This window comes from Leclercia sp. CFBP8987 (genome assembly GCF_034044995.2).
Classification (GTDB): Bacteria; Pseudomonadota; Gammaproteobacteria; order Enterobacterales; family Enterobacteriaceae; genus Enterobacter; species Enterobacter tamurae.
In genome coordinates, this window is record NZ_CM188255.1 from 2,956,847 (window position 1) to 2,981,009 (window position 24,163).

At 56.4% G+C, this 24,163-nt stretch carries 25 protein-coding genes; 10 read left to right on the forward strand and 15 right to left on the reverse strand.

The annotated features are described in order from the left end of the window. Positions 1-229: 229 nt before the first annotated feature. Together SOM40_RS14345 and pyk are read left to right on the forward strand one after the other, a co-directional pair. Positions 230-1,135, forward strand: a complete 906-nt coding sequence (locus tag SOM40_RS14345; RefSeq protein ID WP_106993321.1) for a MurR/RpiR family transcriptional regulator — start codon at positions 230-232, stop codon at positions 1,133-1,135. A gap of 123 nt (positions 1,136-1,258) precedes the next feature. Beyond that, positions 1,259-2,701 carry a pyruvate kinase gene (pyk, locus tag SOM40_RS14350; protein WP_106993322.1) on the forward strand — a complete coding sequence of 481 codons (1,443 nt, stop codon included), beginning with the start codon at positions 1,259-1,261 and terminating at the stop codon, positions 2,699-2,701. A gap of 92 nt (positions 2,702-2,793) precedes the next feature. Here the strand turns inward: pyk and lpxM are convergent, their stop codons facing one another. The 3 genes from lpxM to znuA form a co-directional block, all read right to left on the reverse strand. Then, positions 2,794-3,765 carry a lauroyl-Kdo(2)-lipid IV(A) myristoyltransferase gene (lpxM, locus tag SOM40_RS14355; protein WP_320530231.1) on the reverse strand — a complete coding sequence of 324 codons (972 nt, stop codon included), beginning with the start codon at positions 3,763-3,765 and terminating at the stop codon, positions 2,794-2,796. Positions 3,766-3,881: 116 nt separating this feature from the next. After that, on the reverse strand, positions 3,882-5,204 hold the full coding sequence (mepM, locus tag SOM40_RS14360; protein WP_106993324.1) for a murein DD-endopeptidase MepM: 1,323 nt from the start codon (positions 5,202-5,204) through the stop codon (positions 3,882-3,884). 15 nt (positions 5,205-5,219) lie between these two features. Continuing rightward, positions 5,220-6,164 (reverse strand): zinc ABC transporter substrate-binding protein ZnuA, encoded by a 945-nt coding sequence (znuA, locus tag SOM40_RS14365; RefSeq protein WP_166182787.1) that lies wholly within the window; start codon positions 6,162-6,164, stop codon positions 5,220-5,222. A 78-nt stretch (positions 6,165-6,242) separates the two neighbouring features. Here znuA and znuC point away from each other — a divergent pair, with 78 nt between their 5' ends. Continuing rightward, positions 6,243-6,998 carry a zinc ABC transporter ATP-binding protein ZnuC gene (gene znuC, locus SOM40_RS14370; protein WP_106993325.1) on the forward strand — a complete coding sequence of 252 codons (756 nt, stop codon included), beginning with the start codon at positions 6,243-6,245 and terminating at the stop codon, positions 6,996-6,998. Further along, positions 6,995-7,780, forward strand: a complete 786-nt coding sequence (gene znuB, locus SOM40_RS14375; RefSeq protein WP_261644024.1) for a zinc ABC transporter permease subunit ZnuB — start codon at positions 6,995-6,997, stop codon at positions 7,778-7,780. The genes znuC and znuB overlap by 4 nt, the downstream gene beginning before the upstream one ends. 41 nt (positions 7,781-7,821) lie before the next feature. Here znuB and ruvB read toward each other — a convergent pair whose 3' ends face one another. The 6 genes from ruvB to aspS all read right to left on the reverse strand — a co-directional run bounded on the left by ruvB (position 7,822) and on the right by aspS (position 13,076). Continuing rightward, positions 7,822-8,832 carry a Holliday junction branch migration DNA helicase RuvB gene (gene ruvB, locus SOM40_RS14380; protein WP_106993327.1) on the reverse strand — a complete coding sequence of 337 codons (1,011 nt, stop codon included), beginning with the start codon at positions 8,830-8,832 and terminating at the stop codon, positions 7,822-7,824. Positions 8,833-8,840: 8 nt separating this feature from the next. Beyond that, positions 8,841-9,452 carry a Holliday junction branch migration protein RuvA gene (gene ruvA, locus SOM40_RS14385; protein WP_106993328.1) on the reverse strand — a complete coding sequence of 204 codons (612 nt, stop codon included), beginning with the start codon at positions 9,450-9,452 and terminating at the stop codon, positions 8,841-8,843. 82 nt (positions 9,453-9,534) lie between these two features. Further along, positions 9,535-10,056 carry a crossover junction endodeoxyribonuclease RuvC gene (ruvC, locus tag SOM40_RS14390; RefSeq protein ID WP_106993329.1) on the reverse strand — a complete coding sequence of 174 codons (522 nt, stop codon included), beginning with the start codon at positions 10,054-10,056 and terminating at the stop codon, positions 9,535-9,537. 34 nt (positions 10,057-10,090) lie between these two features. After that, positions 10,091-10,831, reverse strand: coding sequence for a YebC/PmpR family DNA-binding transcriptional regulator (locus SOM40_RS14395; protein ID WP_106993330.1), 741 nt, complete (start codon positions 10,829-10,831; stop codon positions 10,091-10,093). A gap of 27 nt (positions 10,832-10,858) precedes the next feature. Further along, positions 10,859-11,302 (reverse strand): dihydroneopterin triphosphate diphosphatase, encoded by a 444-nt coding sequence (nudB, locus tag SOM40_RS14400; RefSeq protein WP_106993331.1) that lies wholly within the window; start codon positions 11,300-11,302, stop codon positions 10,859-10,861. A 1-nt stretch (position 11,303) separates the two neighbouring features. Continuing rightward, on the reverse strand, positions 11,304-13,076 hold the full coding sequence (gene aspS / locus SOM40_RS14405) for an aspartate--tRNA ligase (protein ID WP_320530232.1): 1,773 nt from the start codon (positions 13,074-13,076) through the stop codon (positions 11,304-11,306). A 240-nt stretch (positions 13,077-13,316) separates the two neighbouring features. Between aspS and SOM40_RS14410 the strand changes: the two genes are divergently transcribed. Genes SOM40_RS14410 through cmoB form a run of 5 tightly spaced genes read left to right on the forward strand, consistent with a single transcriptional unit; the run spans position 13,317 to position 16,893 of the window. Continuing rightward, positions 13,317-13,883 carry a hydrolase gene (locus tag SOM40_RS14410; protein ID WP_320530233.1) on the forward strand — a complete coding sequence of 189 codons (567 nt, stop codon included), beginning with the start codon at positions 13,317-13,319 and terminating at the stop codon, positions 13,881-13,883. Then, positions 13,880-14,698 carry a DUF72 domain-containing protein gene (locus SOM40_RS14415; protein ID WP_261644030.1) on the forward strand — a complete coding sequence of 273 codons (819 nt, stop codon included), beginning with the start codon at positions 13,880-13,882 and terminating at the stop codon, positions 14,696-14,698. Before SOM40_RS14410 ends, SOM40_RS14415 begins: the two co-directional genes overlap by 4 nt. A gap of 50 nt (positions 14,699-14,748) precedes the next feature. Then, entirely contained in the window at positions 14,749-15,144 is a 396-nt protein-coding gene (locus tag SOM40_RS14420; protein WP_106993335.1) for an MAPEG family protein, read from the forward strand. A gap of 40 nt (positions 15,145-15,184) precedes the next feature. Next, positions 15,185-15,925, forward strand: a complete 741-nt coding sequence (gene cmoA / locus SOM40_RS14425; protein ID WP_225758531.1) for a carboxy-S-adenosyl-L-methionine synthase CmoA — start codon at positions 15,185-15,187, stop codon at positions 15,923-15,925. Continuing rightward, a complete protein-coding gene (cmoB, locus tag SOM40_RS14430) occupies positions 15,922-16,893 on the forward strand; it encodes a tRNA 5-methoxyuridine(34)/uridine 5-oxyacetic acid(34) synthase CmoB (protein ID WP_106993337.1) in 972 nt (323 codons plus the stop codon). Before cmoA ends, cmoB begins: the two co-directional genes overlap by 4 nt. Before the next feature lie 137 nt (positions 16,894-17,030). Here cmoB and cutC read toward each other — a convergent pair whose 3' ends face one another. Together cutC and SOM40_RS14440 are read right to left on the reverse strand one after the other, a co-directional pair. Next, complete coding sequence (gene cutC / locus SOM40_RS14435) at positions 17,031-17,774, reverse strand: copper homeostasis protein CutC (protein ID WP_320530234.1); 744 nt, start codon at positions 17,772-17,774, stop codon at positions 17,031-17,033. A 9-nt stretch (positions 17,775-17,783) separates the two neighbouring features. Next, the gene (locus SOM40_RS14440; RefSeq protein WP_312187509.1) at positions 17,784-18,344 is read right to left on the reverse strand and encodes a VOC family protein; all 561 of its coding nucleotides are present in this window, start codon (positions 18,342-18,344) and stop codon (positions 17,784-17,786) included. Between the two features lie 175 nt (positions 18,345-18,519). Here SOM40_RS14440 and argS point away from each other — a divergent pair, with 175 nt between their 5' ends. Next, positions 18,520-20,253, forward strand: coding sequence for an arginine--tRNA ligase (gene argS / locus SOM40_RS14445; RefSeq protein WP_320530235.1), 1,734 nt, complete (start codon positions 18,520-18,522; stop codon positions 20,251-20,253). Between the two features lie 38 nt (positions 20,254-20,291). Here argS and SOM40_RS14450 read toward each other — a convergent pair whose 3' ends face one another. The 4 genes from SOM40_RS14450 to SOM40_RS14465 all read right to left on the reverse strand — a co-directional run bounded on the left by SOM40_RS14450 (position 20,292) and on the right by SOM40_RS14465 (position 24,028). Then, positions 20,292-20,741 carry a DUF3421 domain-containing protein gene (locus SOM40_RS14450; protein WP_225758529.1) on the reverse strand — a complete coding sequence of 150 codons (450 nt, stop codon included), beginning with the start codon at positions 20,739-20,741 and terminating at the stop codon, positions 20,292-20,294. A 50-nt stretch (positions 20,742-20,791) separates the two neighbouring features. Next, positions 20,792-21,082 carry a hypothetical protein gene (locus SOM40_RS14455; protein WP_262673503.1) on the reverse strand — a complete coding sequence of 97 codons (291 nt, stop codon included), beginning with the start codon at positions 21,080-21,082 and terminating at the stop codon, positions 20,792-20,794. Positions 21,083-21,300: 218 nt separating this feature from the next. After that, entirely contained in the window at positions 21,301-22,440 is a 1,140-nt protein-coding gene (bglB, locus tag SOM40_RS14460) for a beta-galactosidase BglB (RefSeq protein WP_106993343.1), read from the reverse strand. A gap of 4 nt (positions 22,441-22,444) precedes the next feature. Then, positions 22,445-24,028: an MFS transporter gene (locus SOM40_RS14465; RefSeq protein WP_225758528.1), complete on the reverse strand. Its 1,584-nt coding sequence runs from the start codon at positions 24,026-24,028 to the stop codon at positions 22,445-22,447. Between the last annotated feature and the right edge of the window lie 135 nt (positions 24,029-24,163).

Below are 24,163 nucleotides of genomic sequence, written 5' to 3' on the forward strand. Positions count from 1 at the left end.
ACCATTTGCACTTATCCTCGCGTGCGATACGGCGATATTTCGCCAGGCAATAGCCCCGCGCAGGGTTATAAAGGTCAAATGGGTGAAACTTTGTTCTGCCAGGCCGTTGCTAAAATCCGACAGCGATCAAGTAATGAAAAAAAACAACAACATTTTTGTCGGGGTTTGCCCTTTTCGGCACATCACAGGGGTATATTCTTGCTAATTCGAATCGCGATTTCACCCCTTAATGAAATCGTTTCCACCGATGAGCGCCGTGTTAATAATGAACATGCTGGAAAAAATCCAGTTTCAACTGGAACACCTTAGCAAATCCGAGCGAAAAGTGGCTGAAGTAATTCTCGCCGCCCCGGCTCAGGCCATTCATTCCAGCATCGCCACTCTGGCCCAGGAGTCGGGGGTCAGCGAACCGACCGTTAACCGCTTCTGCCGCAGCATGGAGACGCGTGGCTATCCCGATTTTAAACTGCATCTGGCGCAAAGTCTGGCTAACGGCACGCCCTATGTAAACCGCAATGTCGATGAAGACGACAGCGTGGAGGCCTACACCGGCAAAATCTTTGAATCGGCGATGGCTACCCTGGACCAGGTCCGCCAGTCGCTGGATATGGGATCGGTTAATCGGGCCGTCGACCTGCTGACTCAGGCCAAGAAGATCGCCTTCTTTGGTCTCGGGTCGTCAGCCGCCGTCGCTCACGATGCAATGAATAAATTTTTTCGCTTTAATGTCCCGGTTATCTATTCCGACGACATCGTGCTGCAACGCATGAGTTGTATGAATTGTAACGAAGATGACGTGGTGGTGCTGATATCGCATACTGGTCGCACCAAGAGTCTGGTCGAACTGGCCCAGCTGGCGCGTGAAAACGATGCCATGGTGATTGCCCTCACCACCACCGGTACGCCGCTGGCACGTGAAGCGACGCTGGCGATCACCCTCGACGTGCCGGAAGACACCGATATCTATATGCCGATGGTGTCGCGTCTGGCGCAGCTGACCGTCATCGACGTGCTGGCCACCGGCTTTACCCTGCGCCGCGGGGCGAAATTCAGAGATAACTTGAAGCGTGTCAAAGAAGCGCTTAAGGAATCGCGTTTTGATAAAGAGTTGTTCATCAAGGGTGAAGTTCCCTGATCGTCACTGATAAAGTTGTTACTTTTTTCGGCATTCGGTAAGTTGCCAGTGTGTATTACGGCGGACAACGTGCCGAATCATCGTTCACGCAACACCAGGTTGTTTCAGACAACGGAGTATTACATGTCCAGAAGGCTTCGCAGAACCAAGATCGTTACCACCTTAGGCCCGGCTACTGACCGCGATAATAATCTCGAGAAAATCATCGCAGCAGGCGCCAACGTGGTACGTATGAACTTTTCGCACGGCACACCGGAAGATCATAAATTACGTGCAGATAAGGTCCGTGAGATCGCGGCAAAACTGGGACGTCATGTAGCTATTCTCGGTGACCTGCAGGGTCCCAAAATCCGCGTATCGACCTTCAAAGAAGGCAAAGTTTTCCTCAATATCGGTGACAAGTTCCTGCTCGACGCCAACCTGAGCAAAGGCGAAGGCGATAAAGAGAAAGTGGGGATCGACTATAAAGGCCTGCCTGCTGACGTGGTGCCAGGCGATATCCTGCTGCTCGACGACGGTCGCGTTCAGCTGAAAGTGCTGGAAGTTCAGGGCATGAAGGTGTTCACCGAAGTGACCGTTGGCGGCCCGCTCTCCAACAATAAAGGCATTAACAAACTGGGCGGCGGTCTCTCTGCCGAAGCCCTGACCGAAAAAGACAAAGCCGATATTCTCACTGCGGCTGAGATTGGCGTGGACTACCTGGCCGTCTCCTTCCCGCGCTGCGGCGAAGATCTGAACTACGCTCGCCGTCTGGCGCGTGACGCAGGTTGCGATGCCAAAATCGTCGCCAAAGTGGAACGTGCTGAAGCGGTCTGCAGCCAGGATGCAATGGATGACATCATCCTCGCCTCTGACGTGGTGATGGTGGCCCGTGGTGACCTTGGCGTTGAGATTGGCGACCCGGAACTGGTGGGGATTCAGAAGGCGCTGATCCGCCGTGCCCGTCAGCTTAACCGCTCCGTGATCACTGCAACCCAGATGATGGAGTCGATGATCACTAACCCAATGCCGACCCGTGCGGAAGTGATGGACGTGGCCAACGCCGTGCTCGACGGTACCGATGCGGTAATGCTGTCAGCCGAAACCGCTGCCGGCCAGTATCCGGCGGAAACCGTGGCCGCGATGGCGCGCGTCTGCCTGGGTGCAGAGAAGATCCCAAGCATCAACGTCTCCAAGCACCGTCTGGACATTCAGTTCGACAACGTCGAAGAAGCCATTGCGATGTCGGCGATGTATGCCGCTAACCACCTGAAGGGCGTGACCGCGATCATCACCATGACCGAATCCGGCCGCACCGCGCTGATGACCTCGCGTATCAGCTCCGGCCTGCCGATCTTCGCTATGTCCCGTCATGAGCGCACCCTGAACCTGACCGCGCTGTATCGCGGCGTGACGCCGGTGTTCTTCGACAGCAACAGTGATGGCGTGGCCGCGGCGAACGACGCCGTGAACCTGCTGCGCGACAAAGGCTATCTGGTCTCCGGGGATATCGTTATCGTGACCCAGGGCGATGTAATGAGCACCATCGGCTCAACCAACACCACCCGCGTGATGACCGTCGAATAAGTCGGCTGTTTTGCCGGGTGGCGCTGCGCTTACCCGGCCTACGTGACTTTTCCCTCTCCCCATTGGGGAGAGGGTCAGGGTGAGGGGTATTTTTATTTCTTCGGATACAGCTCTTTGCGCTTATACGGCTCTTTCTCGCCCGGCTTGCGCGTCTTCAGTAGTTTCAGGATCCAGGTGTATTGCTCCGCATGCGGCCCCACCAGAATCTCTACCTCTTCGTTCATCCTGTGCGCAATGGTGTTGTCGTCGGCGGTAAGCAGATCGTCCATCGGCGGGCGCACTTCAATCGTCAGACGATGCGTTTTGCCATCGTAAATCGGGAATAACGGGATCACCCGCGCCTGGCATACCTTCATCAACCGGCCAATGGCGGGCAGCGTCGCCTTATAGGTGGCGAAGAAATCGACAAACTCGCTGTGCTCCGGCCCGTGATCCTGATCCGGGAGGTAGTAGCCCCAGTAGCCCTGGCGTACGGACTTGATAAAGGGTTTGATGCCGTCGTTACGCGCATGCAGGCGGCCGCCAAAGCGGCGACGCACCGTGTTCCAGACATAATCGAAGACCTTGTTCCCCTGGTTGTGGAACATAGCCGCCATTTTCTGCCCCTGCGACGCCATCAGCATCGCCGGAATATCCACGCCCCAGCCGTGTGGCACCAGGAAGATCACCTTTTCGTCATTGCGACGCATCTCCTCGATGATCTCCAGCCCTTTCCAGTCAACGCGACTGGCGACCTTTTCCGGCCCGCGTATCGCCAGCTCGCCCATCATCGCCATCGCCTGCGGCGCGGTGGTAAACATCTCATCGATGATGGCTTCACGCTCCGCCTCGCTCTTCTCCGGGAAGCAGTAGAAGAGATTTATCTGTGCGCGACGGCGGGCGCTTTTACCCAGCTTGCCCGCCAGACGGCCCACTTTACCGAGCAGCGGGTCGCGCACGGACGCGGGAAGCATCGCAATACCCGCAAAGGCATATACACCCAGCCAGGCGCCCCAGAAGCGCGGATGACGAAAGGACTTCTCAAATTCAGGAATGTATTCACTGTTGTTTTTTTGGGTTTCCATGCTTTTTCCAGGGCGGGTGACACGTAAAAGAGTAATGCGTTAGTTTAGCGAGGCCATGCGTAAGGCACAAAAGAAAAAGCCGGTGCAGTAACGCCCCGGCTTTTATCGCTGCAGTATTAATCAATACTGAGCTGCGGAATAACCTCTTTGACCTGCGCCAGATAGTCGCTGCGGTCTTTGCCGGTCAGCCCCTCGGTACGCGGCAGCTTCGCCGTTAACGGGTTGACCGCCTGCTGGTTGATCCATACTTCATAGTGCAGATGCGGGCCGGTAGAACGACCGGTGTTGCCCGACAGCGCAATACGATCGCCACGTTTTACCTTCTGGCCCGGCTTCACCAACATCTTACGCAGGTGCATATAGCGGGTGGTGTAGGTCCGCCCGTGACGCACGGCAACGTAATAGCCTGCAGCACCGCTGCGTTTTGCCATGACCACTTCGCCATCACCCACCGCCAGAACCGGTGTCCCCTGCGGCATGGCGAAATCCACACCACGGTGCGGGGCCACGCGACCGGTGACCGGGTTCAGACGGCGCGGGTTGAAGTTCGACGAGACGCGGAACTGTTTCGAGGTCGGGAAGCGTAAGAAACCTTTCGCCAGCCCGGTACCGTTGCGATCGTAGAATTTGCCGTCTTCGGCACGGATCGCATAGTAATCTTTACCGTCAGAGCGTAGACGAACCCCAAGCAGCTGACTCTGCTCACGCTTGCCGTCCAGCATTTCGCGGGACATCAGCACCGACCAGGCGTCGCCTTTTTTCAGCTTACGGAAGTCCATCTGCCACTGCATGGCTTTGATCACCGAACTGATTTCACCGCTGGTCAGCCCTGCATCACGCGCGCTGGCAACGAAGCTACCGCCGCTTAAGGTGCCTTTAAGGGCGTTGTTAACCCAGTCGCCCTGCTGCATTTCACTGCTCATCTTGAAACCGTTATCAGCACGATCGTAGGTGCGGGTTTCACGACGGGAGACTTCCCAGGTCAGGCGCTGTAAATCGCCGCTGTCGGTCAGGGTCCATGAGAGCTGCTGACCAATTTTCAGGTTACGCAGATCTTTATCCGCGGCAGCAAGCCGGCTGATTTCACCCATATCGATACCGTACTGGTTAAGCACGCTGCTTAAGGTATCGCCAGTTGAAACCACATATTCATGGACGCCACTTTCAGGGGCGATTTTGTCATCCAGTTCATCCTGCGGAATAGCTTCTTCTTCCTGCGGGGCCTGGTCGATAGGTTCACTGGCTTCGGGTAACAGTGAGCGGATTTCGTTTCTTTCCAGTTCGATGGTCTTGATAACTGGCGTGGAATTCGGGTGATAAACATAGGGCCGCCAGACGGCGACCGCTAAGGTGAGAACAGTAAGCGACCCCAGCATGACGCGGTGGGGCCGGGGCAGATTATTAAATGCCAGGGCGACAGAGCGGGCTATCTGTTGCACGTATTCACTTCCTCGTTAATCTCCTTTCAGGCAGCTCGCATACTGGTTCGCCAGTTGGCTGAGAAACTGCGAATAACTCGCTTTGCTCAACTGGATAGAGGTTCCCAGTGGGTCAAGGGTGCCCATACGCACGGACGTACCCCTTGCCACGGCTTCAACGACCGCTGGCCTGAACTGTGGCTCAGCAAAAACGCAGGACGCTTTCTGCTCAACCAACTGTGTTCTGATTTCATGTAAACGCTGCGCACCGGGTTGAATCTCTGGATTGACGGTGAAATGGCCAAGCGGCGTGAGACCGTAGTGTTTTTCGTAGTAGCCATAGGCATCATGAAAAACGAAATATCCTTTACCTTTCAGTGGTGCGAGCTCGGTACCCACCTGCTTGTCGGTTGCGGCAAGTTGTGCCTCAAAATCCTTCAGGTTGGCGTCAAGTTTGGCTCGACTTTGCGGCATAAGTTCCACTAATTTTTCGTGGATTGCAACCGCCGAAAGGCGCGCTATCTCAGGGGAAAGCCAGAGGTGCATATTGTAGTCACCGTGATGGTGATGCTCGTCACCTTTTTCGCCTTCGGCCGCCCCGTGATCGTGGTCATGATCGTCATCATCAGACCCTTTCATGAGAAGCGGTTTCACACCAGGAAGATTAGCGATGCTAACCTGTTTGGCTGCCGGCAACTGATTGGCGGATTTCTGCATGAAGGCTTCCATCTCCGGACCAATCCAGACCACTAAGTCTGCGTTTTGTAAGCGTTTTACATCTGAAGGACGCAGGGAATAGTCGTGTTCTGAGGCGCCATCAGGCAGTAATACCTGGGTTTCTGTCACTCCGTCGGCGATAGCGGATGCGATAAAACCGAGCGGCTTTAGCGAAGCGACAACGGCGGCGTTAACATCTTGTGCTGTTGAACCCCAAAGGGCAGCGGATAATGCTGCGAAAAGAAGCGTATTTTTCTGTAACATAATGCGACTATTCATCGTAATGAGTTGGTGGAATGTGATATTATAACATTCGATGACTTCTGCAAGCATAAAATTGATATGACGAATCTGGTATCTCTCGAAAACATTTCGGTTTCATTCGGTCAGCGCCGCGTCCTCTCTGACGTTTCGCTGGATTTGAAGCCCGGCAAAATTCTGACGCTACTCGGCCCAAACGGCGCGGGTAAATCAACGCTGGTGCGCGTGGTGCTGGGCCTGGTAGCACCCGACAGCGGCCTTATCAAGCGTGACCGGCAGCTGCGCATCGGCTATGTGCCGCAGAAGCTGCATCTGGACGCCACTCTCCCGTTAACGGTCAGCCGTTTCCTGCGTCTGCGTCCCGACACGCGTAAAGAGGACATTCTTCCGGCTCTCAAGCGCGTGCAGGCCGGACATCTGATCGAAGCGCCTCTGCAAAAGCTTTCCGGCGGCGAGACCCAGCGCGTGCTGCTGGCCCGCGCCCTGCTGAACAGGCCGCAGCTGCTGGTGCTCGATGAGCCGACCCAGGGTGTGGACGTCAACGGTCAGGTGGCGCTGTATGACCTGATCGATCAGCTGCGTAAAGAGCTGGACTGCGCCGTGCTGATGGTGTCGCACGACCTGCATCTGGTGATGGCGAAAACGGACGAAGTGCTCTGTCTCAACCATCACATCTGCTGCTCTGGCACACCGGAAGTGGTCTCCATGCACCCTGAGTTTATCTCGATGTTTGGCCCTCGCGGCGCCGAACAGCTGGGCATTTATCGCCACCATCACAACCACCGCCATGATTTGCAGGGCCGCATTGTCCTGCGCCGGGGAAACGGTAACTCATGATTGAACTCTTATTGCCCGGCTGGCTGGCCGGGATGATGCTCGCCTGCGCGGCGGGTCCACTGGGCTCGTTTGTCGTCTGGCGCCGGATGTCCTACTTTGGCGATACCCTCGCCCACGCCTCCCTGCTGGGGGTAGCATTTGGCTTACTGCTGGATGTCAATCCATTCTATGCGGTGATTGTGGTGACGCTGCTGCTGGCCGCCGGTCTGGTGTGGCTGGAAAAGCGCCCGCACCTGGCGGTGGATACCCTGCTCGGGATCATGGCGCACAGCGCCCTGTCCCTGGGTCTGGTAGTGGTGAGCCTGATGTCCAACATCCGCGTGGATCTGATGGCCTATCTGTTTGGCGACCTGCTGGCGGTGACGCCGGACGATCTGATCGCCATCGCCATCGGGGTGGTGATCGTGCTGGCTATCCTGCTGTGGCAATGGCGAAACCTGCTGGCGATGACCATTAGCCCGGATTTAGCCTTTGTGGATGGCGTGAAGCTGCAGCGCGTCAAGCTGCTGCTGATGCTGGTGACCGCACTGACCATTGGCGTGGCGATGAAGTTTGTCGGGGCGTTAATTATTACGTCGCTGCTGATTATTCCTGCCGCCACCGCGCGCCGTTTTGCCCGCACGCCGGAGCAGATGGCCGGAGTGGCCGTAGGCGTGGGAATGATTGCGGTAACCGGAGGGTTAACCTTCTCGGCGTTTTACGACACCCCTGCCGGACCGTCGGTGGTGCTGTGTGCGGCTGCGCTGTTTATCCTTAGCATGATGAAGAAGCCTGCCAGCTGATGGCGTTGCCCGGTGGCGCTACGCTTACCGGGCCTATAAATTTACGGCATCTCCGGCGGCGTAATACCGAAGTGATCCCAGGCCCGCACCGTCGCCATGCGCCCGCGTGGCGTACGCTGCAAAAAGCCCTGCTGGATCAGGTACGGCTCCAGCACATCTTCAATAGTTTCCCGCTCTTCACCAATGGCTGCCGCCAGGTTATCCAGCCCCACCGGCCCGCCAAAGAACTTGTCCAGCACCGCCAGCAGCAGCTTGCGGTCCATATAGTCAAAGCCTTCGGCATCCACATTTAACATATCCAGCGCCTGGGCGGCGATATCCAGCGAAATAGTGCCGTCGTGCTTCACTTCGGCAAAATCACGCACCCTGCGCAGGAGACGGTTGGCGATACGCGGCGTACCACGGGAACGCTTCGCCACTTCAAAGGCCCCCTCCTCGCTCATCTCCAGCCCCATATAGCGCGCGCTACGGCTGACGATGTGCTGGAGATCGGGCACCTGATAAAACTCCAGTCGCTGGACGATGCCAAAACGATCGCGCAGCGGCGAGGTTAACGAGCCCGCACGGGTGGTAGCGCCAATCAGAGTGAACGGCGGCAGATCGATCTTAATCGAGCGCGCGGCCGGGCCTTCGCCAATCATGATATCCAGCTGGTAGTCTTCCATCGCCGGATAGAGCACCTCTTCCACCACCGGTGAAAGACGGTGGATCTCATCGATAAACAGCACATCGTGGGGTTCGAGGTTGGTCAGCATCGCCGCCAGATCGCCGGCCTTCTCCAGCACCGGACCGGAAGTGGTGCGCAGATTGACGCCCATCTCATTGGCGACAATATTGGCGAGGGTGGTTTTCCCCAGCCCTGGTGGGCCGAAAATCAGCAGGTGATCGAGGGCGTCACCGCGAAGTTTAGCTGCCTGGATAAAGATCTCCATCTGCGAGCGCACCTGCGGCTGGCCAATATACTCATCCAGCAGCTTCGGGCGGATCGCACGGTCCACCAGATCTTCTGCCTGAACGTTGCCTGCCGAGACCAGACGGTCTGCTTCAATCATCCTTTACCTCACAATGCGGCGCGCAGCGCTTCACGAATCAGGGTTTCACTGGTGGCGTCCGGTTTCGCAATTTTGCTGACCATCCGGCTCGCTTCCTGAGGTTTATAGCCCAGCGCCACCAGCGCGGCAACCGCTTCCTGCTCCGCATCATCGTCAGTCGGACCAGCAGGGGAAGTCAGGACCAGATCGGCTGCTGGCGTAAACAGATCGCCGTGCAGGCCTTTAAATCGGTCTTTCATCTCGACAATCAGGCGCTCGGCCGTTTTCTTGCCGATGCCAGGGAGTTTCACCAACGCCGCCAGCTCTTCACGCTCAACGGCATTCACGAACTGCTGCGCCGACATCCCGGAGAGGATCGCCAGCGCCAGTTTTGGACCGACGCCGTTGGTCTTAATCAGCTCTTTAAACAGCGTACGTTCCTGTTTGTTATTAAAGCCAAACAGCAGCTGAGCATCTTCACGAACGATAAAGTGGGTAAAAATTATCGCTTCTTGTCCCACTTCCGGCAGTTCGTAGAAACAGGTCATCGGCATATGCACTTCATAGCCCACGCCTCCGGTCTCAAGCAGCACTATCGGGGGTTGTTTTTCGAGGATGATGCCTCTGAGTCTGCCTATCACGTGACGCTCCTGCGTTAAGAACTAAAATTTACCGCTGCCATCATAAAAAAAGGCTGGATAAACATCCAGCCTGATTTTTCATTTAGCGTAATCGACCTCGCGCCAGATTGAGCCGCGATTCGCTTATTTGCATCGCGTTCTGGGTAACGTGGCAGTGGGTTATCGCGATGGCCAGCGCATCGGCGGCATCCGCCTGCGGATTGGCCGGCAGCTTCAGCAAGGTACGCACCATGTGCTGCACCTGGCTTTTATCTGCCCCGCCATTTCCCACCACGGTTTGCTTAACCTGTCGCGCGGCGTATTCGAATACCGGCAGATCCTGATTCATCGCCGCGACAATCGCCACGCCGCGGGCCTGACCGAGCTTCAGCGCCGAGTCGGCATTCTTCGCCATAAACACCTGTTCGATGGCGAAAAAGTCCGGCTGGAACTGGGTGATGATCTCCGTCACGCCTGCGTAGATAAGCTTCAGGCGCGACGGCAGATCCTCTACTTTGGTACGGATACAGCCGCTGCCCAGGTAGGTCAACTGACGCCCGACCTGGCGAATAACGCCATAACCGGTGATGCGTGAGCCCGGGTCAATGCCGAGGATAATTGCCATCACGCCTCTCCGGTTGTCGGTTTAAGCTCAGCCATTACAGCGTTGCCGCAACCTCGTCGGAGATTTCACCGTTGTGGTAAACTTCCTGCACATCGTCGCAATCTTCGAGCATGTCGATCAGACGCAGCAGTTTCGGTGCGGTTTCCGCATCCATGTCCGCTTTGGTGGACGGGATCATGGTGACTTCAGCCGCGTCGGCTTTCAGGCCTGCTGCTTCCAGGGCATCACGCACCGCGCCCATCTCTTCCCATGCGGTATAGACATCAATCGCGCCGTCGTCGTAAGTCACCACGTCTTCAGCACCCGCTTCCAGCGCCGCTTCCATGATCGCGTCTTCGTCGCCTTTCTCGAAGGAGATCACCCCTTTTTTGCTGAACAGGTAGGCTACGGAACCGTCGGTACCCAGGTTGCCACCGGTTTTGGTGAAGGCGTGACGCACTTCGGCAACGGTACGGTTACGGTTATCGGACAGGCACTCAATCATCACCGCGGTGCCGCCTGGGCCGTAACCTTCATAAATGATGGTTTCCATGTTCGCGTCATCGTCGCCGCCTACGCCACGGGCGATAGCACGGTTCAGGGTGTCACGCGTCATGTTGTTGCTCAGCGCTTTATCGATCGCCGCACGCAGACGTGGGTTGGAGGCCGCATCGCCGCCGCCCAGACGGGCAGCCGTCACCAGCTCACGAATGATTTTGGTAAAGATCTTACCGCGTTTGGCATCCTGTGCCGCTTTGCGGTGTTTGGTGTTGGCCCACTTACTATGACCTGCCATAAAAAGTTCTCCAAAAAGCGCGCCCTCTCAGGCGGCGTTAATTACAAATTCTTCAATCGCCTGCCGGTTGCTCCACGACTTGGTTAACGTTGCGGCCTCGGCCGCGTTAACCCAGCGGTAGGTCAGGTGTTCGGTGAACACGATCTCCCGCTCGTGAGGAAGCGCAAGGCAGAACCAGGATTCCGTATTGCGTTCAGTCCCCGGCGCATAGCGATGACGTAAATGGCTAAAAATTTCAAAATCCACCGTGCGCTGACAGTCCTTCAGGGTCAGTTGCTCGCGAGCAACATCAATGGTGACCTCTTCCTTTACTTCGCGCGCGGCGGCCTGCAGCGCGGTTTCACCCTCTTCCAGGCTGCCGGTAACCGACTGCCAGAACGCGGGATCGTCGCGCCGCTGCAACATCAGCACCCGCTTCGTGTCCTGGGCATAAATGACAACTAAGACAGAAACGGGAAGCTTATATGTCATATCAGTTTTTCTCTTCCTTTTTCACCACTTCGATACCCAGCTCGCTCAGGGAGGTTGGGTTAGCAAAGCTTGGCGCTTCGGTCATCAGACAGGCAGCGGCGGTGGTTTTCGGGAAGGCGATAACGTCACGGATGTTGTCGGTGCCGGTCAGCAGCATGGTCAGGCGATCCAGACCAAAGGCCAGACCTGCGTGCGGTGGAGTACCGTACTTCAGGGCATCCAGCAGGAAGCCGAACTTCTCGCGCTGTTCCTGTTCATTGATACCCAGAATACCGAACACCGTCTGCTGCATTTCCATGCTGTGAATACGCACGGAACCGCCGCCCACTTCGTAGCCGTTGATGACCATGTCGTAGGCGTTCGCCACCGCATCTTCCGGTGCCGCTTTCAGCTCTGCCGCGCTCATCTCTTTTGCCGAGGTGAACGGGTGGTGCATTGCGGTCAGGCCGCCTTCGCCGTCGTCTTCAAACATTGGGAAGTCGATAACCCACAGCGGCGCCCATTTGGCTTCGTCGGTCAGGTTCAGATCTTTACCCAGTTTCAGACGCAGCGCGCCCATGGAGTCGGCCACCACTTTCTTGTTGTCCGCGCCGAAGAAGATCATGTCCCCGTCCTGGGCTTCAGTACGCGCCAGAATGGATTCAACGATCTCAGCATTGAGGAATTTGGCCACCGGGCTGGTGATGCCTTCAATGCCTTTCGCGCGCTCGGTGACTTTGATGTAAGCCAGGCCTTTCGCGCCATAAATCTTGATGAAGTTGCCGTAGTCGTCGATCTGCTTACGGCTTAAGCTCGCGCCACCCGGTACACGCAGGGCAGCCACGCGGCCTTTCGCATCGTTAGCCGGACCGGAGAAGACCGCGAACTCAACCTCTTTCACCAGGTCAGCAACGTCTACCAGCTCCATCGGGTTACGCAGGTCTGGTTTGTCGGAACCGTAGCGACGCTCGGCTTCGGCGAAGGTCATGATCGGGAAGTCGCCCAGATCCACACCCTTCACGTCCAGCCACAGGCTGCGTACCAGCGCTTCCATCACTTCACGCACCTGCTCGGCGGTCATGAAAGAGGTCTCGACGTCGATCTGGGTAAATTCAGGCTGACGGTCAGCACGTAGATCTTCGTCGCGGAAGCATTTAACGATCTGATAGTAACGGTCGAAGCCGGACATCATCAGCAGCTGTTTGAACAGCTGAGGAGACTGTGGCAGCGCGTAGAATTTGCCTTTATGCACACGGGATGGCACGAGGTAGTCACGCGCGCCTTCCGGGGTCGCTTTGGTCAGCATCGGGGTTTCAATATCGAGGAAACCGTGATCGTCCATAAAGCGGCGTACCAGGCTGGTGATTTTGGCACGGGTTTTCAGGCGATCGGCCATTTCAGGGCGACGCAGGTCGAGGTAGCGGAATTTCAGACGCGCTTCTTCGGTATTGACGTGGTTGAAATCCAGCGGCAGTGATTCTGAACGGTTGATAATGGTCAGATCGGTCGCCAGCACTTCAACTTCGCCAGTCGCCATGTCGCTGTTGATGTTCTTTTCGTCACGCGCACGCACGGTGCCGGTCACCTGGATGCAGAACTCATTACGCAGCTCAGAGGCCAGCTTTAACGCGTCGGCACGATCTGGATCGAAAAATACCTGCACGATGCCTTCGCGGTCGCGCATATCGATAAAGATAAGGCTGCCAAGATCACGACGACGGTTAACCCAACCACACAGGGTCACCTGCTGTCCGACGTGGGACTGACGCAGCTGCCCGCAATATTCTGTACGCATGAGATATCCCTTAACTTAGCCGCAGGCTACAAGGTCGCAGCTTTTTGTATTTCAAACTGGATGAAAAAAGGCGGCTATTATACTGGAAATTCCGCCAGACGATAAGAGAGAAGCGCGCCAGACGCGCGATTGCTGCTCGCATCTTGCATATTCTCACAAAAATTAACAAAAATATCAGGCCCGGAACACGCCATGGCAGCGTAAGGTATTCACCACGCTAACTATTTAACAGGAAAAACCATGTTGACATTCGACGCCGCTAAAACCGCCCTGGTAGTCATTGATTTACAGGAAGGGATCCTGCCCTTTGCCGGTGGCCCGCATACGGCACAGGAGGTGGTCAGCCGCAGCGCCCGTCTGGCAGAAAAATGCCGCGCCAACGGTTCCCCGGTAGTGATGGTCCGCGTAGGCTGGTCCGCAGACTTCGCCGAGGCGCTGAAGCAGCCTGTCGATGCCCAGGGCGCGGCCCATGCCCTGCCGGATAACTGGTGGGACTATCCGCTGTCACTCGGCAAGCAGGACAGCGATATTGAAGTGACCAAACGCCAGTGGGGCGCCTTCTACGGCACCGATCTGGAGTTACAGCTGCGCCGTCGCGGGATCGACACTATAATTCTGTGCGGGATCGCCACCAACATTGGCGTAGAGTCCACCGCGCGCAACGCCTGGGAGCTGGGTTTTAATCTGGTGATCGCCGAAGATGCCTGCAGCACGGCCACTACCGAGCAGCACCAGGCCAGTATGACCCATATTTTCCCGCGCATTGCCCGGGTGCGCAGCACTGAAGAGATTATCAACGCGCTATGATCTATCTGGGGTTACCCCAATGGTCGCACCCGAAATGGGTGCGACTGGGCATTACCGGTCTTGAGGAGTACGCTCGCCACTTTAACTGTGTGGAGGGCAACACGACGCTGTACGCCCTGCCGAAGGCCGACGTGGTGGCGCGCTGGCGGGAGCAGACCAGCGACGACTTTCGCTTCTGCTTTAAATTCCCGGCCACCATTTCCCATCAGGCCGCGCTGCGCAACTGCGACGATCTTACCGAAGAGTTTTTCACCCGGCTGTCGCCGCTGGCGAACCGCATCGGCCAGTACTGGGTTCAGCTTCCTGCCACCTTTGGCCCCCGCGATCTGCCCGCGCTATGGCAGTTTCTTGACGCCCTGCCCCGGGAATTTACCTACGGCGTGGAAGTTCGTCATCCTGAGTTCTTTATGAAAGGCGAGGCGGAGCAAGCGCTCAACCGTGGTCTGCATGAGCGCGGTGTCAATAGAACCATCCTCGACAGCCGTCCGGTGCATGCCGCCAGCCCGCACAACGAGGCGATCATCGACGCCCAGCGCAAAAAACCGAAGGTGCCGGTACATGCGGTGATGACTGCCAGCAATCCGATGGTGCGCTTTATCGGCAGCGACAATATGGTGCAAAACCAGGCGCTGTTTGCCGTCTGGCTGCAAACCCTGGCGAAGTGGGAACAGGCCGGTACGCCTTATCTTTTTTTACATACTCCCGATATTGCTCAGGCGCCTGAACTGGTCGATGCTCTCTGGCAAGCCTTGCGGGACGTGGCGCCGTCGATGGGCGACGCCCCTAACATTCCGCAACAATCTTCTCTTTTCTGATCCCAGCCCCTATCATAGAAGTGCCATCTGCCAAAAAACAGGGAGTTTGTATGGTTTGCGCGCTGTATGCGGTGCTGGGTGCGTTGCTGTTAATTAAGTTTTCGTTCGATGTTGCGCGCCTGCGGATGTTGTACCGCGTCTCTTATGGAGATGGCGGGTTTTCGGAGCTGCAAACCGCGATCCGCATTCATGGCAATGCGGTGGAATACATTCCGGCTGCCCTGATTTTGCTGTTGTTTATGGAAATGAACGGCGCTGAGACCTGGATGTTGCATGTCTGCGGCCTGCTGCTGATCCTTGGACGCCTGATGCACTACTACGGCCTTCATCAACGCCTGTTCCGCTGGCGCCGCTCCGGCATGAGCGCCACCTGGTGTTCGCTTGTGCTAATGGTGCTGGCTAACCTGTGGTATATGCCGTGGGAGTTGGTTTTCTCATTGCATTAGCGCACAATACGCCCCTTTATTTTTCCCGGATTTTTACGTTATGTCAGATCGCGACACGCTTTTTTCTGCGCCTATCGCCAGTCTGGGCGACTGGACCTTCGATGAACGGGTAGCTGAAGTCTTCCCGGATATGATCCAGCGCTCGGTTCCCGGCTACTCCAATATCATCTCCATGATCGGCATGCTGGCGGAACGCTTTGTTCAGCCCGACACGCAGGTCTACGATCTGGGATGTTCGCTGGGCGCGGCCACGCTGTCGGTTCGTCGTAACATCAAGCACGACGGGTGTAACATCATCGCCGTCGACAATTCACCGGCGATGGTTGAACGCTGCCGCCGTCATATCGACGCCTGGAAAGCCCCCACCCCGGTTGACGTGATCGAAGGCGATATCCGCCATATCGAGATTAAAAACGCCTCAATGGTGGTGCTGAATTTTACCCTGCAATTCCTGGAGCCCGACGATCGTCAGCTGTTGCTGGACAAAATTTATCAGGGGCTGAACCCTGGCGGCGCGCTGGTGCTGTCGGAGAAATTCAGCTTCGAAGATGCCACCGTTGGTGAGCTGCTGTTCAACATGCACCACGATTTCAAGCGGGCCAACGGCTACAGCGAACTGGAGATCAGCCAGAAGCGCAGCATGCTGGAGAACGTGATGCTGACCGACTCGGTCGAAGCCCACAAAGCCCGCCTGCACAAGGCCGGATTCGAGCACAGCGAGCTGTGGTTCCAGTGCTTTAACTTTGGCTCTCTGGTGGCGCTAAAAGGCGGTAACGCATGATCGATTTCGGTAACTTTTATCAGCTGATTGCTAAAAATCACCTGTCGCACTGGCTGGAAACCCTGCCGGCGCAGATCGCTTCCTGGCAGCGCGAGTCCCTGCACGGTCAGTTTAAGCAGTGGAGCAACGCGGTTGAATTTCTGCCGGAGATGACCCCGTACAAACTGGATCTGCTGCACAGCGTCACCGCCGAAAGCGAAGCGCCGCTGAGCGAAGGTCAGATGGTGCGTCTCGACAAGCTGATGCGCAATCTGATGCCGTGGCGTAAAGGGCCGTTCTCCCTGTACGGCATGAATATCGATACTGAATGGCATTCGGACTGGAAATGGGATCGCGTGTTGCCGCACCTGTCCGACTTAACCGGGCGCACCATTCTGGATGTGGGCTGCGGTAGCGGGTATCACCTGTGGCGCATGATCGGCGCGGGCGCCCATCTGGCGGTCGGGATTGATCCGATGCAGCTGTTCCTGTGTCAGTTCGAAGCGGTGCGCAAACTGCTGGGCAACGACCAGCGCGCGCACCTGTTACCGCTGGGCATTGAGCAGCTTCCGGCGCTGGCGGCGTTTGATACCGTCTTCTCGATGGGCGTGCTCTATCACCGTCGTTCCCCGCTGGAACACCTCTGGCAGTTGAAAGATCAGCTGGTCAGCGGCGGTGAGCTGGTGCTGGAGACGCTGGTCATTGAAGGCGATGAAAATGCGGTGCTGGTGCCGGGCGATCGTTATGCGCAGATGCGTAACGTTTACTTTATCCCGTCGGCGCTGGCGCTGAAAAACTGGCTGGCGAAGTGTGGCTTTGTTGATATCCGTATCGCAGACGTCTGCGTCACCACCACCGAAGAGCAGCGCCGCACCGAGTGGATGACCACCGAGTCGCTGGCCGAGTTCCTCGACCCGAATGACAGCAGCAAAACCATTGAAGGTTATCCGGCGCCAGTACGTGCGGTGTTGATTGCCACCAAACCGTAGCGTTTAGCCGGGTGGTGGCGGCTGCGCCTTACCCGGCCTACAAAAACTGTGGACAAAAAAAGACCCCTGTTGAAATTGCAGGGGCCTGGTACAAACAAGCATCATGTTGGGCGACATGATGCGCGGTAAAAACTGTTTTAACGACAATACCTTTCGATTATCGCCTTCATCTCTGCAACCGACTCTCCGTCCACGCCATAGCGGGAATACTCATCCGCTTCGGCATCCGTCGACATCGACAAGCCTGTGTTGCGATAGCGCATGGGTGACGGCAACCATCTGCCTGCCGAGCTGTGAAGCTCGAATACCCCTGCCTGTAAAAACGTTTCCAGGTTAGCGGCGCGAACGCCAGCACCTGCCATTATTATTGGAACACCTGATTGCGCTTTTAGTTCCTTAATTAATGAAATACCTTTTTCGGCAGAGGCTTGTTGGCCCGAAGTAAGCACCCTCGCCACCCCCAGTTCCGCCAGATTTTCAAAGGCTTGCTGTGGGTTTACGCACATATCGAAGGCGCGATGAAAAGTTACCGCCATCCCCTGCGCGGCGGCCATAATCTGGCGCATGCGCGGCATATCGATATGGCCGTCCTCATTCAGCAGGCCGGTTACCAGCCCCGGGAAACCCAGCTGCTTCAGAAGGGCGATATCCTCCAGCATGGCGTTAAATTCGCCGGTGCTGTAGCAAAAATCCCCGCCGCGCGGACGAATAATCGGGTGCACCGGGATGGTCACCGCCTGACGCACCGATTTCAGCACGCCATAAGAGGGGGTCAGCCCGCCCTCTTTCGGGGCCGCACAGAATTCAATGCGATCGGCACCACGCGCCTGCGCGGTCACGGCACACTCCATGCTGTAACAACAGATCTCAAGCAATGCCATAAAACCTCCTTATTGTTCGCTGGCGACAATCTCTTCGATGGTCCAGGGATGAAACTTCACCGTCACGCTGCCGTCGGTGACCGCCAGAGTCGGATTCGGCAGGCGTTCGCGCTCCCCTTTTGGCGAGCTGGTTTTGACAAAGATCCCCGGCTGGCTTAAGCCATCGTCAGAAAGCAGCGCCAGGGCGCGGGCATTGAGGGACTCGGGGTCACCAGGCAGCACGATTTCGATGTGCTCCCAGCCTTCATGGGGATAGCGTTTCTCACCCGGCCACGGCAGTTCGACAACGTCAAAACGCCAGTGGTCGACGCAAACCGGCTCGTGCAGCTTAAACAGGCAGATCGGACGACCATTGATGAGGGTTTCCGAGAGCAGCTCGCCGCACTGCTCAAACCCGCGCCGCCAGCGATCGGCGGTGGCATTCTGGTGGCAACGCAGGGAGATATGATCCGCCGCCAGCGGAGCGATATCCAGACCCAGACGTTCGGCAAGCGCCGTAAAGGCCCCGATGAAACGCGGTAAATCAGCTGCAATATCCTGCAGCTCGTCAACAGATTGCCAGTTCGCCATCATTGATACTCTTATCGTCATGCAAAAGCGTTAATTTACTCTGTTGCCGGCCAGCGACCAACCGCTGATTTGAGCCAGTGCTGACGGCAACGGGCAATTGCAGTATACTCCCGGCCTAAATTCTTTAACGGGCGCGGCGGCATGATGGCCCGCGTCAAAAATGTAAGGTATCCCGGTGAATATTCAGGCTCTTCTCTCAGAAAAAGTCAGTCAGGCACTGATTGCTGCAGGCGCACCTGCAGACTGTGAACCGCAGGTTCGTCAGTCAGCGAAAGTACAGTTTGGCGACTATCAGGCCAATGGCGTGATGGCAGTGGCTAAAAAACTGGGCATGGCGCCGCGACAACTCGCAGAGCAGGTCCTGACGCATCTGGATCTCCAGGGTATCGCCAGCAAAACCGAAATTGCCGGGCCGGGCTTTATCAATATCTTCCTCGACCCCGCTTTCCTGGCACAACACGTTGATGCGGCCCTGAAATCCGACCGTCTGGGCGTGGCGCAGCCAGAAGCCCAAACCATCGTTGTCGACTACTCCGCTCCGAACGTGGCGAAAGAGATGCACGTCGGTCACCTGCGCTCCACCATCATCGGCGACGCTTCGGTGCGCACCCTTGAGTTCCTCGGTCACAACGTGATCCGCGCGAACCACGTCGGCGACTGGGGTACCCAGTTCGGGATGCTGATCGCCTGGCTGGAAAAACAGCAGCAGGATAACGCCGGTGAGATGGCCCTGGCGGACCTCGAAGGCTTCTACCGCGACGCGAAAAAGCACTACGACGAAGACGAAGCCTTTGCCGAGCGCGCGCGTAGCTACGTAGTGAAACTGCAGGGCGGCGACGACTATTTCCGTAAGATGTGGCGCCAGCTGGTGGACATCACCATGTCCCAGAACCAGCTCACCTACGATCGTCTGAACGTGACCCTGACCCGTAAAGATGTGATGGGTGAGAGCCTGTACAACCCGATGCTGGCCGGTATCGTCGCCGATCTGAAGGCTAAAGGGCTGGCGGTGGAAAGCGAAGGCGCAACGGTCGTATTCCTTGATGAGTATAAAAACAAGGAAGGTGAACCGATGGGCGTCATCATCCAGAAAAAGGATGGCGGCTACCTCTACACCACCACCGATATCGCCTGCGCGAAGTATCGCTACGAAACCCTGCATGCGGATCGCGTGCTCTATTATATCGACTCCCGTCAGCATCAGCACCTGATGCAGGCATGGACCATCGTGCGCAAAGCGGGCTATGTACCGGATTCCGTGCCGCTGGAACACCATATGTTCGGCATGATGCTGGGCAAAGACGGCAAGCCGTTCAAAACCCGTGCCGGCGGTACCGTGAAGCTGGCGGATCTGCTGGACGAGGCGCTGGAGCGTGCCCGCCGTCTGGTGGCCGAGAAAAACCCGGACATGCCTGCTGACGAGCTGGAAAAACTGGCCAACGCCGTGGGTATCGGTGCGGTGAAATACGCGGATCTCTCCAAGAACCGTACCACCGACTACGTATTTGACTGGGATAACATGCTGGCCTTCGAAGGCAATACCGCGCCATACATGCAGTATGCCTACACCCGCGTGCTGTCTGTATTCCGTAAAGCTGACATCGACGAAAGCGTGCTGGCCCAGGCGCAGGTCATCATCAGCGAAGATCGCGAAGCACAGCTGGCGGCCCGTCTGCTGCAGTTCGAAGAGACGCTGTCCGTGGTGGCCCGCGACGGTACGCCGCACGTGATGTGTGCCTATCTGTACGATCTGGCTGGCCTGTTCTCTGGCTTCTATGAGCACTGCCCTATCCTCTCCGCCGAGAGCGAAGCAGTACGCAACAGCCGCCTGAAGCTGGCGCAGCTGACGGCGAAGACCCTGAAGCTGGGTCTGGATACCCTGGGTATCGAAACCGTCGAACGCATGTAATGACGAGAACGTCCGCCTCTGACGAGGCGGACGTTTTATTACAGGGTGTCGTAATCACCCACTAACACTTCGTAATCTTCAACATCCCACTCTTTATTCTGGTAGCTAATACAGCATCCTTTCAACAGGTGCGTACCGGCTTTACCCACGAACAACCCGTTCGGGAACTTTGCTCGTGCCACATAAAGTTTTTTGCCATCGGCTTCTTCGCCCGCCTGAATTGCCCCTGCCGGGATCGCCTTGCCGTGAACCCGGACCCATTTCACCGGTCCGACGTACACCTCAAATTCGCGGCAGATATACTCCTTACCCCCAAAGGGAATATAGGCCCCAAACCCGTAAGCTAATTTCCCGGGATGTATTCCGCCCTTATAATTAGCACGAACAATAAATAAAGGGATGGGGATATGGACACCCGGCGCGTTATTTTCATAACCTGCGACAGGTGCATCCAGAGCAATAAAAACATCAGTGGACTTCTGCCACATGATTCCATCCTTATTGATAAAGCCACAGAGGTAAAATAACGCACCGGCGTTTAAATGGCAGAGATTTGGGAAATGGAAATGTGATTATCCGGCGTGAGGTAAATGACCACCTTGACCAGCGTCGGCGCTACCGCATGAGGGACTACCAACCGACACTCCGCGATGTACGCATGCTGAATACCTGCAACAACCTGACTGCCGATGTAGAGCAGCGGGGTGTACGTGGCGCCAGTAAAGTTGCGAAATGCGGTCTCGAATAGTGACATTTGTTCGGCCGACATGCCTGACAGGTTTTTATTTACTTTAACATCTATTTCCCAGCCACCGGGTACCATGTTCATAAATATGCATCCTTGTATTTTTGCGAAAGAACAATTTCTGCCGCAAAATAAAAATACGCCTGACCGGAAAAATATATTGCGGGCTGACTCACAAATTATAACGAATGGTGTAGTTTATTTACTCATTTACTGCATGTGTATATTTAAATTAATTATTCAGAAATAATATAAATAAAAAACCGCCCCCACGTTTGAAGGGGCGGTTTCTAATACGCTAATCAGAAATATTTGCGTAAATATTCTGTCAGACAGAGGATCGCCATCGCCTGACCATACGGCATCGAGGTTAACGGGATCTGCCGATAGAACTCCAGATCGCTGCCCATCCCGGTGCCGAACGAGGTTTGCAGCAGTTCGCCTTCCGGGGAGATGTTCTTCACGATCCCGCGAATGGCTTTCTCGGCCACCTCTGCATACTCCGCTCCCACATAGCGCTTACGCACTGCTTTCAGGATCCCGTAGCTGAATCCTGCGGTAGCGGAGGCCTCCAGATAGGAGTTCGGGTCATCGAGTAACGTGTGCCACAGGCCGCTTTCGTCCTGGCATTTCGCCAGGGCGGCAATCTGCGCATTCAGCACCTGCACCAGATAACGGCGCACGGCGTTGTTTTCCGGCAGATCCACCAGCTCGAGGAAGTCGGGGATAACGATCGTCAGCCAGCTGTTGCCGCGTGCCCAGCGGGCGTTGGCGAAGTTGTGCTGACCGTCGTAGTTCCAGCCGTGGAACCACAACCCGGTCTCCCGATCCATCAGGTTTTGCACGTGCAGCAGGAACTGATACACCGCCTCTTCCACGTACTCAGGCTTATTAAGCAGTTTGCCGATCTTTGCCAGCGGCAGGACGGTCATCATCAGAGTGTCGTCCCACATCTGCTGATGGTTCTCTTCCGCAAGGGTGATGTGCTGCATGCCGCCATGATCGGTGCGCGGCATCTCAACCATCGCCCACTCGGCCCAGCTCTCCAGCCACGGCAGCCAGGCCGGGTTACGCGTCTCTTCATAACGATACGCGAGGGTCAAAAACGGCGACATGGTGTTGACGTTTTTGGTGGTGGCCCCTTCGGCAAAGCGCTCGGCAAACCAGCTGTCGATAATATCGCGCATCCCTTCATCCCCGGTCTGGCAGTAATACTGCCAGATACCGTAGAGACCGACTCCGTGGGTCCACTCCCAGCCCGCCCAGCCTTTGGTGTCGATCACCCGCCCGTCGTCCAGCCGCAGTAAAAACTCGCCGGTTTTATCGTGAATGTTCACCAGGTTATGCGTCACTTTCTGGATCAGCGCTTTTAGTTCATCTCTGGCGATAAAACGCTCTGGCTGACGCAGTAACGGGCTATGTTTGACAGGCCAAACCTTCATAATCTTAACCTCTGTTGTATGTCGAATTCAGTGGAGCACGTTCTTTCAGGGACGGTGCAGCAGGTTTATTGCGATTCAGATAGCCGATGTTGTTATTACCCCACAGGCAGTCGTACGGCATCCCGGCCAGCATTTCGACCGTGGCGCGGGCCTGCGGTGTGGCGGCCTCCGGCATCGCACGACCGGACTCACGCATTTTGGCCGTCTCTTCCCGCAGCGTGCTGTGCGTTTGTAAGTTCAGCTTAAAGCGCAGGGAGACCAGGAAGCCGCAGCACAGGACCAGAATGGTGCCGACGCTCAGGATCATCAGAATGGTGTGGCTCACTTCTTCGGGCTGCACTTTCTGACCGCTCACAAAGCCGGACATCTGCATGACGATACCCACCAGCATGATGGCCCCCGCCTGCGACGCTTTACGGGTCAGGGTCATGATGCCGGCGAAGATGCCCTCGCGACGCTGACCGGTGATGACTTCATCGACGTCAGCGATGTAGGTGTAGGTGTTCCACGGCACATAGTTGATCCCCCCGCGGCCCAGGCCCGCCAGAGCAGAAACCAGCAGCAGCAGCGCGTAAATGTCGCTCATGCCGGCGTAGTACAGTCCGGCGTAGGACATTGAGGCCAGACCGAACAGCACGACTACCATGCGGTAGGACGGCGCCGGTCCAAAGCGGATGCACAGCGGGATCATGGCGATGACGGCAAGGAACTGGAAGATGGCCATGGTGCCCAGCAGGTTCGACGCCATCGACGCCTCCTGCATCAGCACAAAGACCACGTAGTAGGTGAAGACGGCGTTGAAGACGTCCTGGGCGATATAGCCCCCGAGGTACATCCCCAGATGCTGACGGAAAATTTTGATCCGCAGCGTGGAGCTTAACTCAACGAACAGACGATTCAGGCTTTGGCCGAGGGTCAGTTTTTTCTTCTCTTCTTCAGCACGCAGCGCGGCTTCGGTCCACTCCTCACGCGGGCGCTCCCAGGTGAAGAACCAGACGAAGGTCAGCATCAGGGCGCACAGCACCGAGAACACCAGGCTGGCATAGAAGAAGGAGACGGCGTTGTCTTTCCCGAAGTGGGTTAACAGAATGCCCGGCAGGAACGAGGCCAGAATGGCTGACATCTGCGCCATAGAGATACGCGCGCCGGAGAATTTGGTTTTCTGTTTGAAATCGTCGGTCATTTCCGGCACCAGCGTTTCGTACGGTACCAGGATCATGGTGTAGACGATATCGAAGATCAGATAGGTCAGCAGGTAGTACCAGAAACCCATATCCCCGACCCACATCAGCGAGTAGCTGAAGACGCAGGGGATACCGAGCAGGATAAAGAACTTACGACGGCCAAAGCGTTTGCCCAGCCAGGTGGTACCAAAGTTATCGGTCAGGAAGCCCATCAGCGGACTGACGACGGCATCCAGCACCCTCGCCGCGGCAAAAATAAATGTCGCTTCAATCGGCGTAAGGCCACAGAAGGTGGTATAGAAATAGAGCAACCAGGCAGCCGTCAGCGCTGTGGTTCCCGCCCCGAGAAAATCGCCCGATCCGTAGGCCAGATAGTTTGCGAGTCCAATTTTACGTGTTTTCATTACCGTCGACCCTGTAAGTTTCAGATGACTCCCGGTTAGCCCGGAGGGAACGGGAGTGACTACAGGGTTACAGTAAGAGTATCCCTACGCGGATACCTTTCTGTTTCTGCCACCGCCGGACGGCAACTGGCAAAA

Excerpts from the sequence above, each read along its gene's own strand:
- cmoA (WP_225758531.1), top strand. The coding sequence starts at position 15,185 with ATGTCAGATCGCGACACGCTTTTTTCTGCGCCTATCGCCAGTCTGGGC.
- SOM40_RS14420 (WP_106993335.1), top strand. The coding sequence starts at position 14,749 with ATGGTTTGCGCGCTGTATGCGGTGCTGGGTGCGTTGCTGTTAATTAAG.
- aspS (WP_320530232.1), bottom strand. The coding sequence starts at position 13,076 with ATGCGTACAGAATATTGCGGGCAGCTGCGTCAGTCCCACGTCGGACAG.
- SOM40_RS14345 (WP_106993321.1), top strand. The coding sequence starts at position 230 with ATGAAATCGTTTCCACCGATGAGCGCCGTGTTAATAATGAACATGCTG.
- bglB (WP_106993343.1), bottom strand. The coding sequence starts at position 22,440 with ATGAAGGTTTGGCCTGTCAAACATAGCCCGTTACTGCGTCAGCCAGAG.
- cutC (WP_320530234.1), bottom strand. The coding sequence starts at position 17,774 with ATGGCATTGCTTGAGATCTGTTGTTACAGCATGGAGTGTGCCGTGACC.
- SOM40_RS14465 (WP_225758528.1), bottom strand. The coding sequence starts at position 24,028 with ATGAAAACACGTAAAATTGGACTCGCAAACTATCTGGCCTACGGATCG.
- ruvB (WP_106993327.1), bottom strand. The coding sequence starts at position 8,832 with ATGATTGAAGCAGACCGTCTGGTCTCGGCAGGCAACGTTCAGGCAGAA.
- SOM40_RS14395 (WP_106993330.1), bottom strand. The coding sequence starts at position 10,831 with ATGGCAGGTCATAGTAAGTGGGCCAACACCAAACACCGCAAAGCGGCA.
- znuB (WP_261644024.1), top strand. The coding sequence starts at position 6,995 with ATGATTGAACTCTTATTGCCCGGCTGGCTGGCCGGGATGATGCTCGCC.
- SOM40_RS14410 (WP_320530233.1), top strand. The coding sequence starts at position 13,317 with ATGTTGACATTCGACGCCGCTAAAACCGCCCTGGTAGTCATTGATTTA.
- znuA (WP_166182787.1), bottom strand. The coding sequence starts at position 6,164 with ATGTTACAGAAAAATACGCTTCTTTTCGCAGCATTATCCGCTGCCCTT.
- SOM40_RS14440 (WP_312187509.1), bottom strand. The coding sequence starts at position 18,344 with ATGGCGAACTGGCAATCTGTTGACGAGCTGCAGGATATTGCAGCTGAT.
- lpxM (WP_320530231.1), bottom strand. The coding sequence starts at position 3,765 with ATGGAAACCCAAAAAAACAACAGTGAATACATTCCTGAATTTGAGAAG.
- ruvC (WP_106993329.1), bottom strand. The coding sequence starts at position 10,056 with ATGGCAATTATCCTCGGCATTGACCCGGGCTCACGCATCACCGGTTAT.
- pyk (WP_106993322.1), top strand. The coding sequence starts at position 1,259 with ATGTCCAGAAGGCTTCGCAGAACCAAGATCGTTACCACCTTAGGCCCG.
- SOM40_RS14450 (WP_225758529.1), bottom strand. The coding sequence starts at position 20,741 with ATGTGGCAGAAGTCCACTGATGTTTTTATTGCTCTGGATGCACCTGTC.
- nudB (WP_106993331.1), bottom strand. The coding sequence starts at position 11,302 with ATGACATATAAGCTTCCCGTTTCTGTCTTAGTTGTCATTTATGCCCAG.
- SOM40_RS14415 (WP_261644030.1), top strand. The coding sequence starts at position 13,880 with ATGATCTATCTGGGGTTACCCCAATGGTCGCACCCGAAATGGGTGCGA.
- znuC (WP_106993325.1), top strand. The coding sequence starts at position 6,243 with ATGACGAATCTGGTATCTCTCGAAAACATTTCGGTTTCATTCGGTCAG.
- SOM40_RS14455 (WP_262673503.1), bottom strand. The coding sequence starts at position 21,082 with ATGAACATGGTACCCGGTGGCTGGGAAATAGATGTTAAAGTAAATAAA.
- cmoB (WP_106993337.1), top strand. The coding sequence starts at position 15,922 with ATGATCGATTTCGGTAACTTTTATCAGCTGATTGCTAAAAATCACCTG.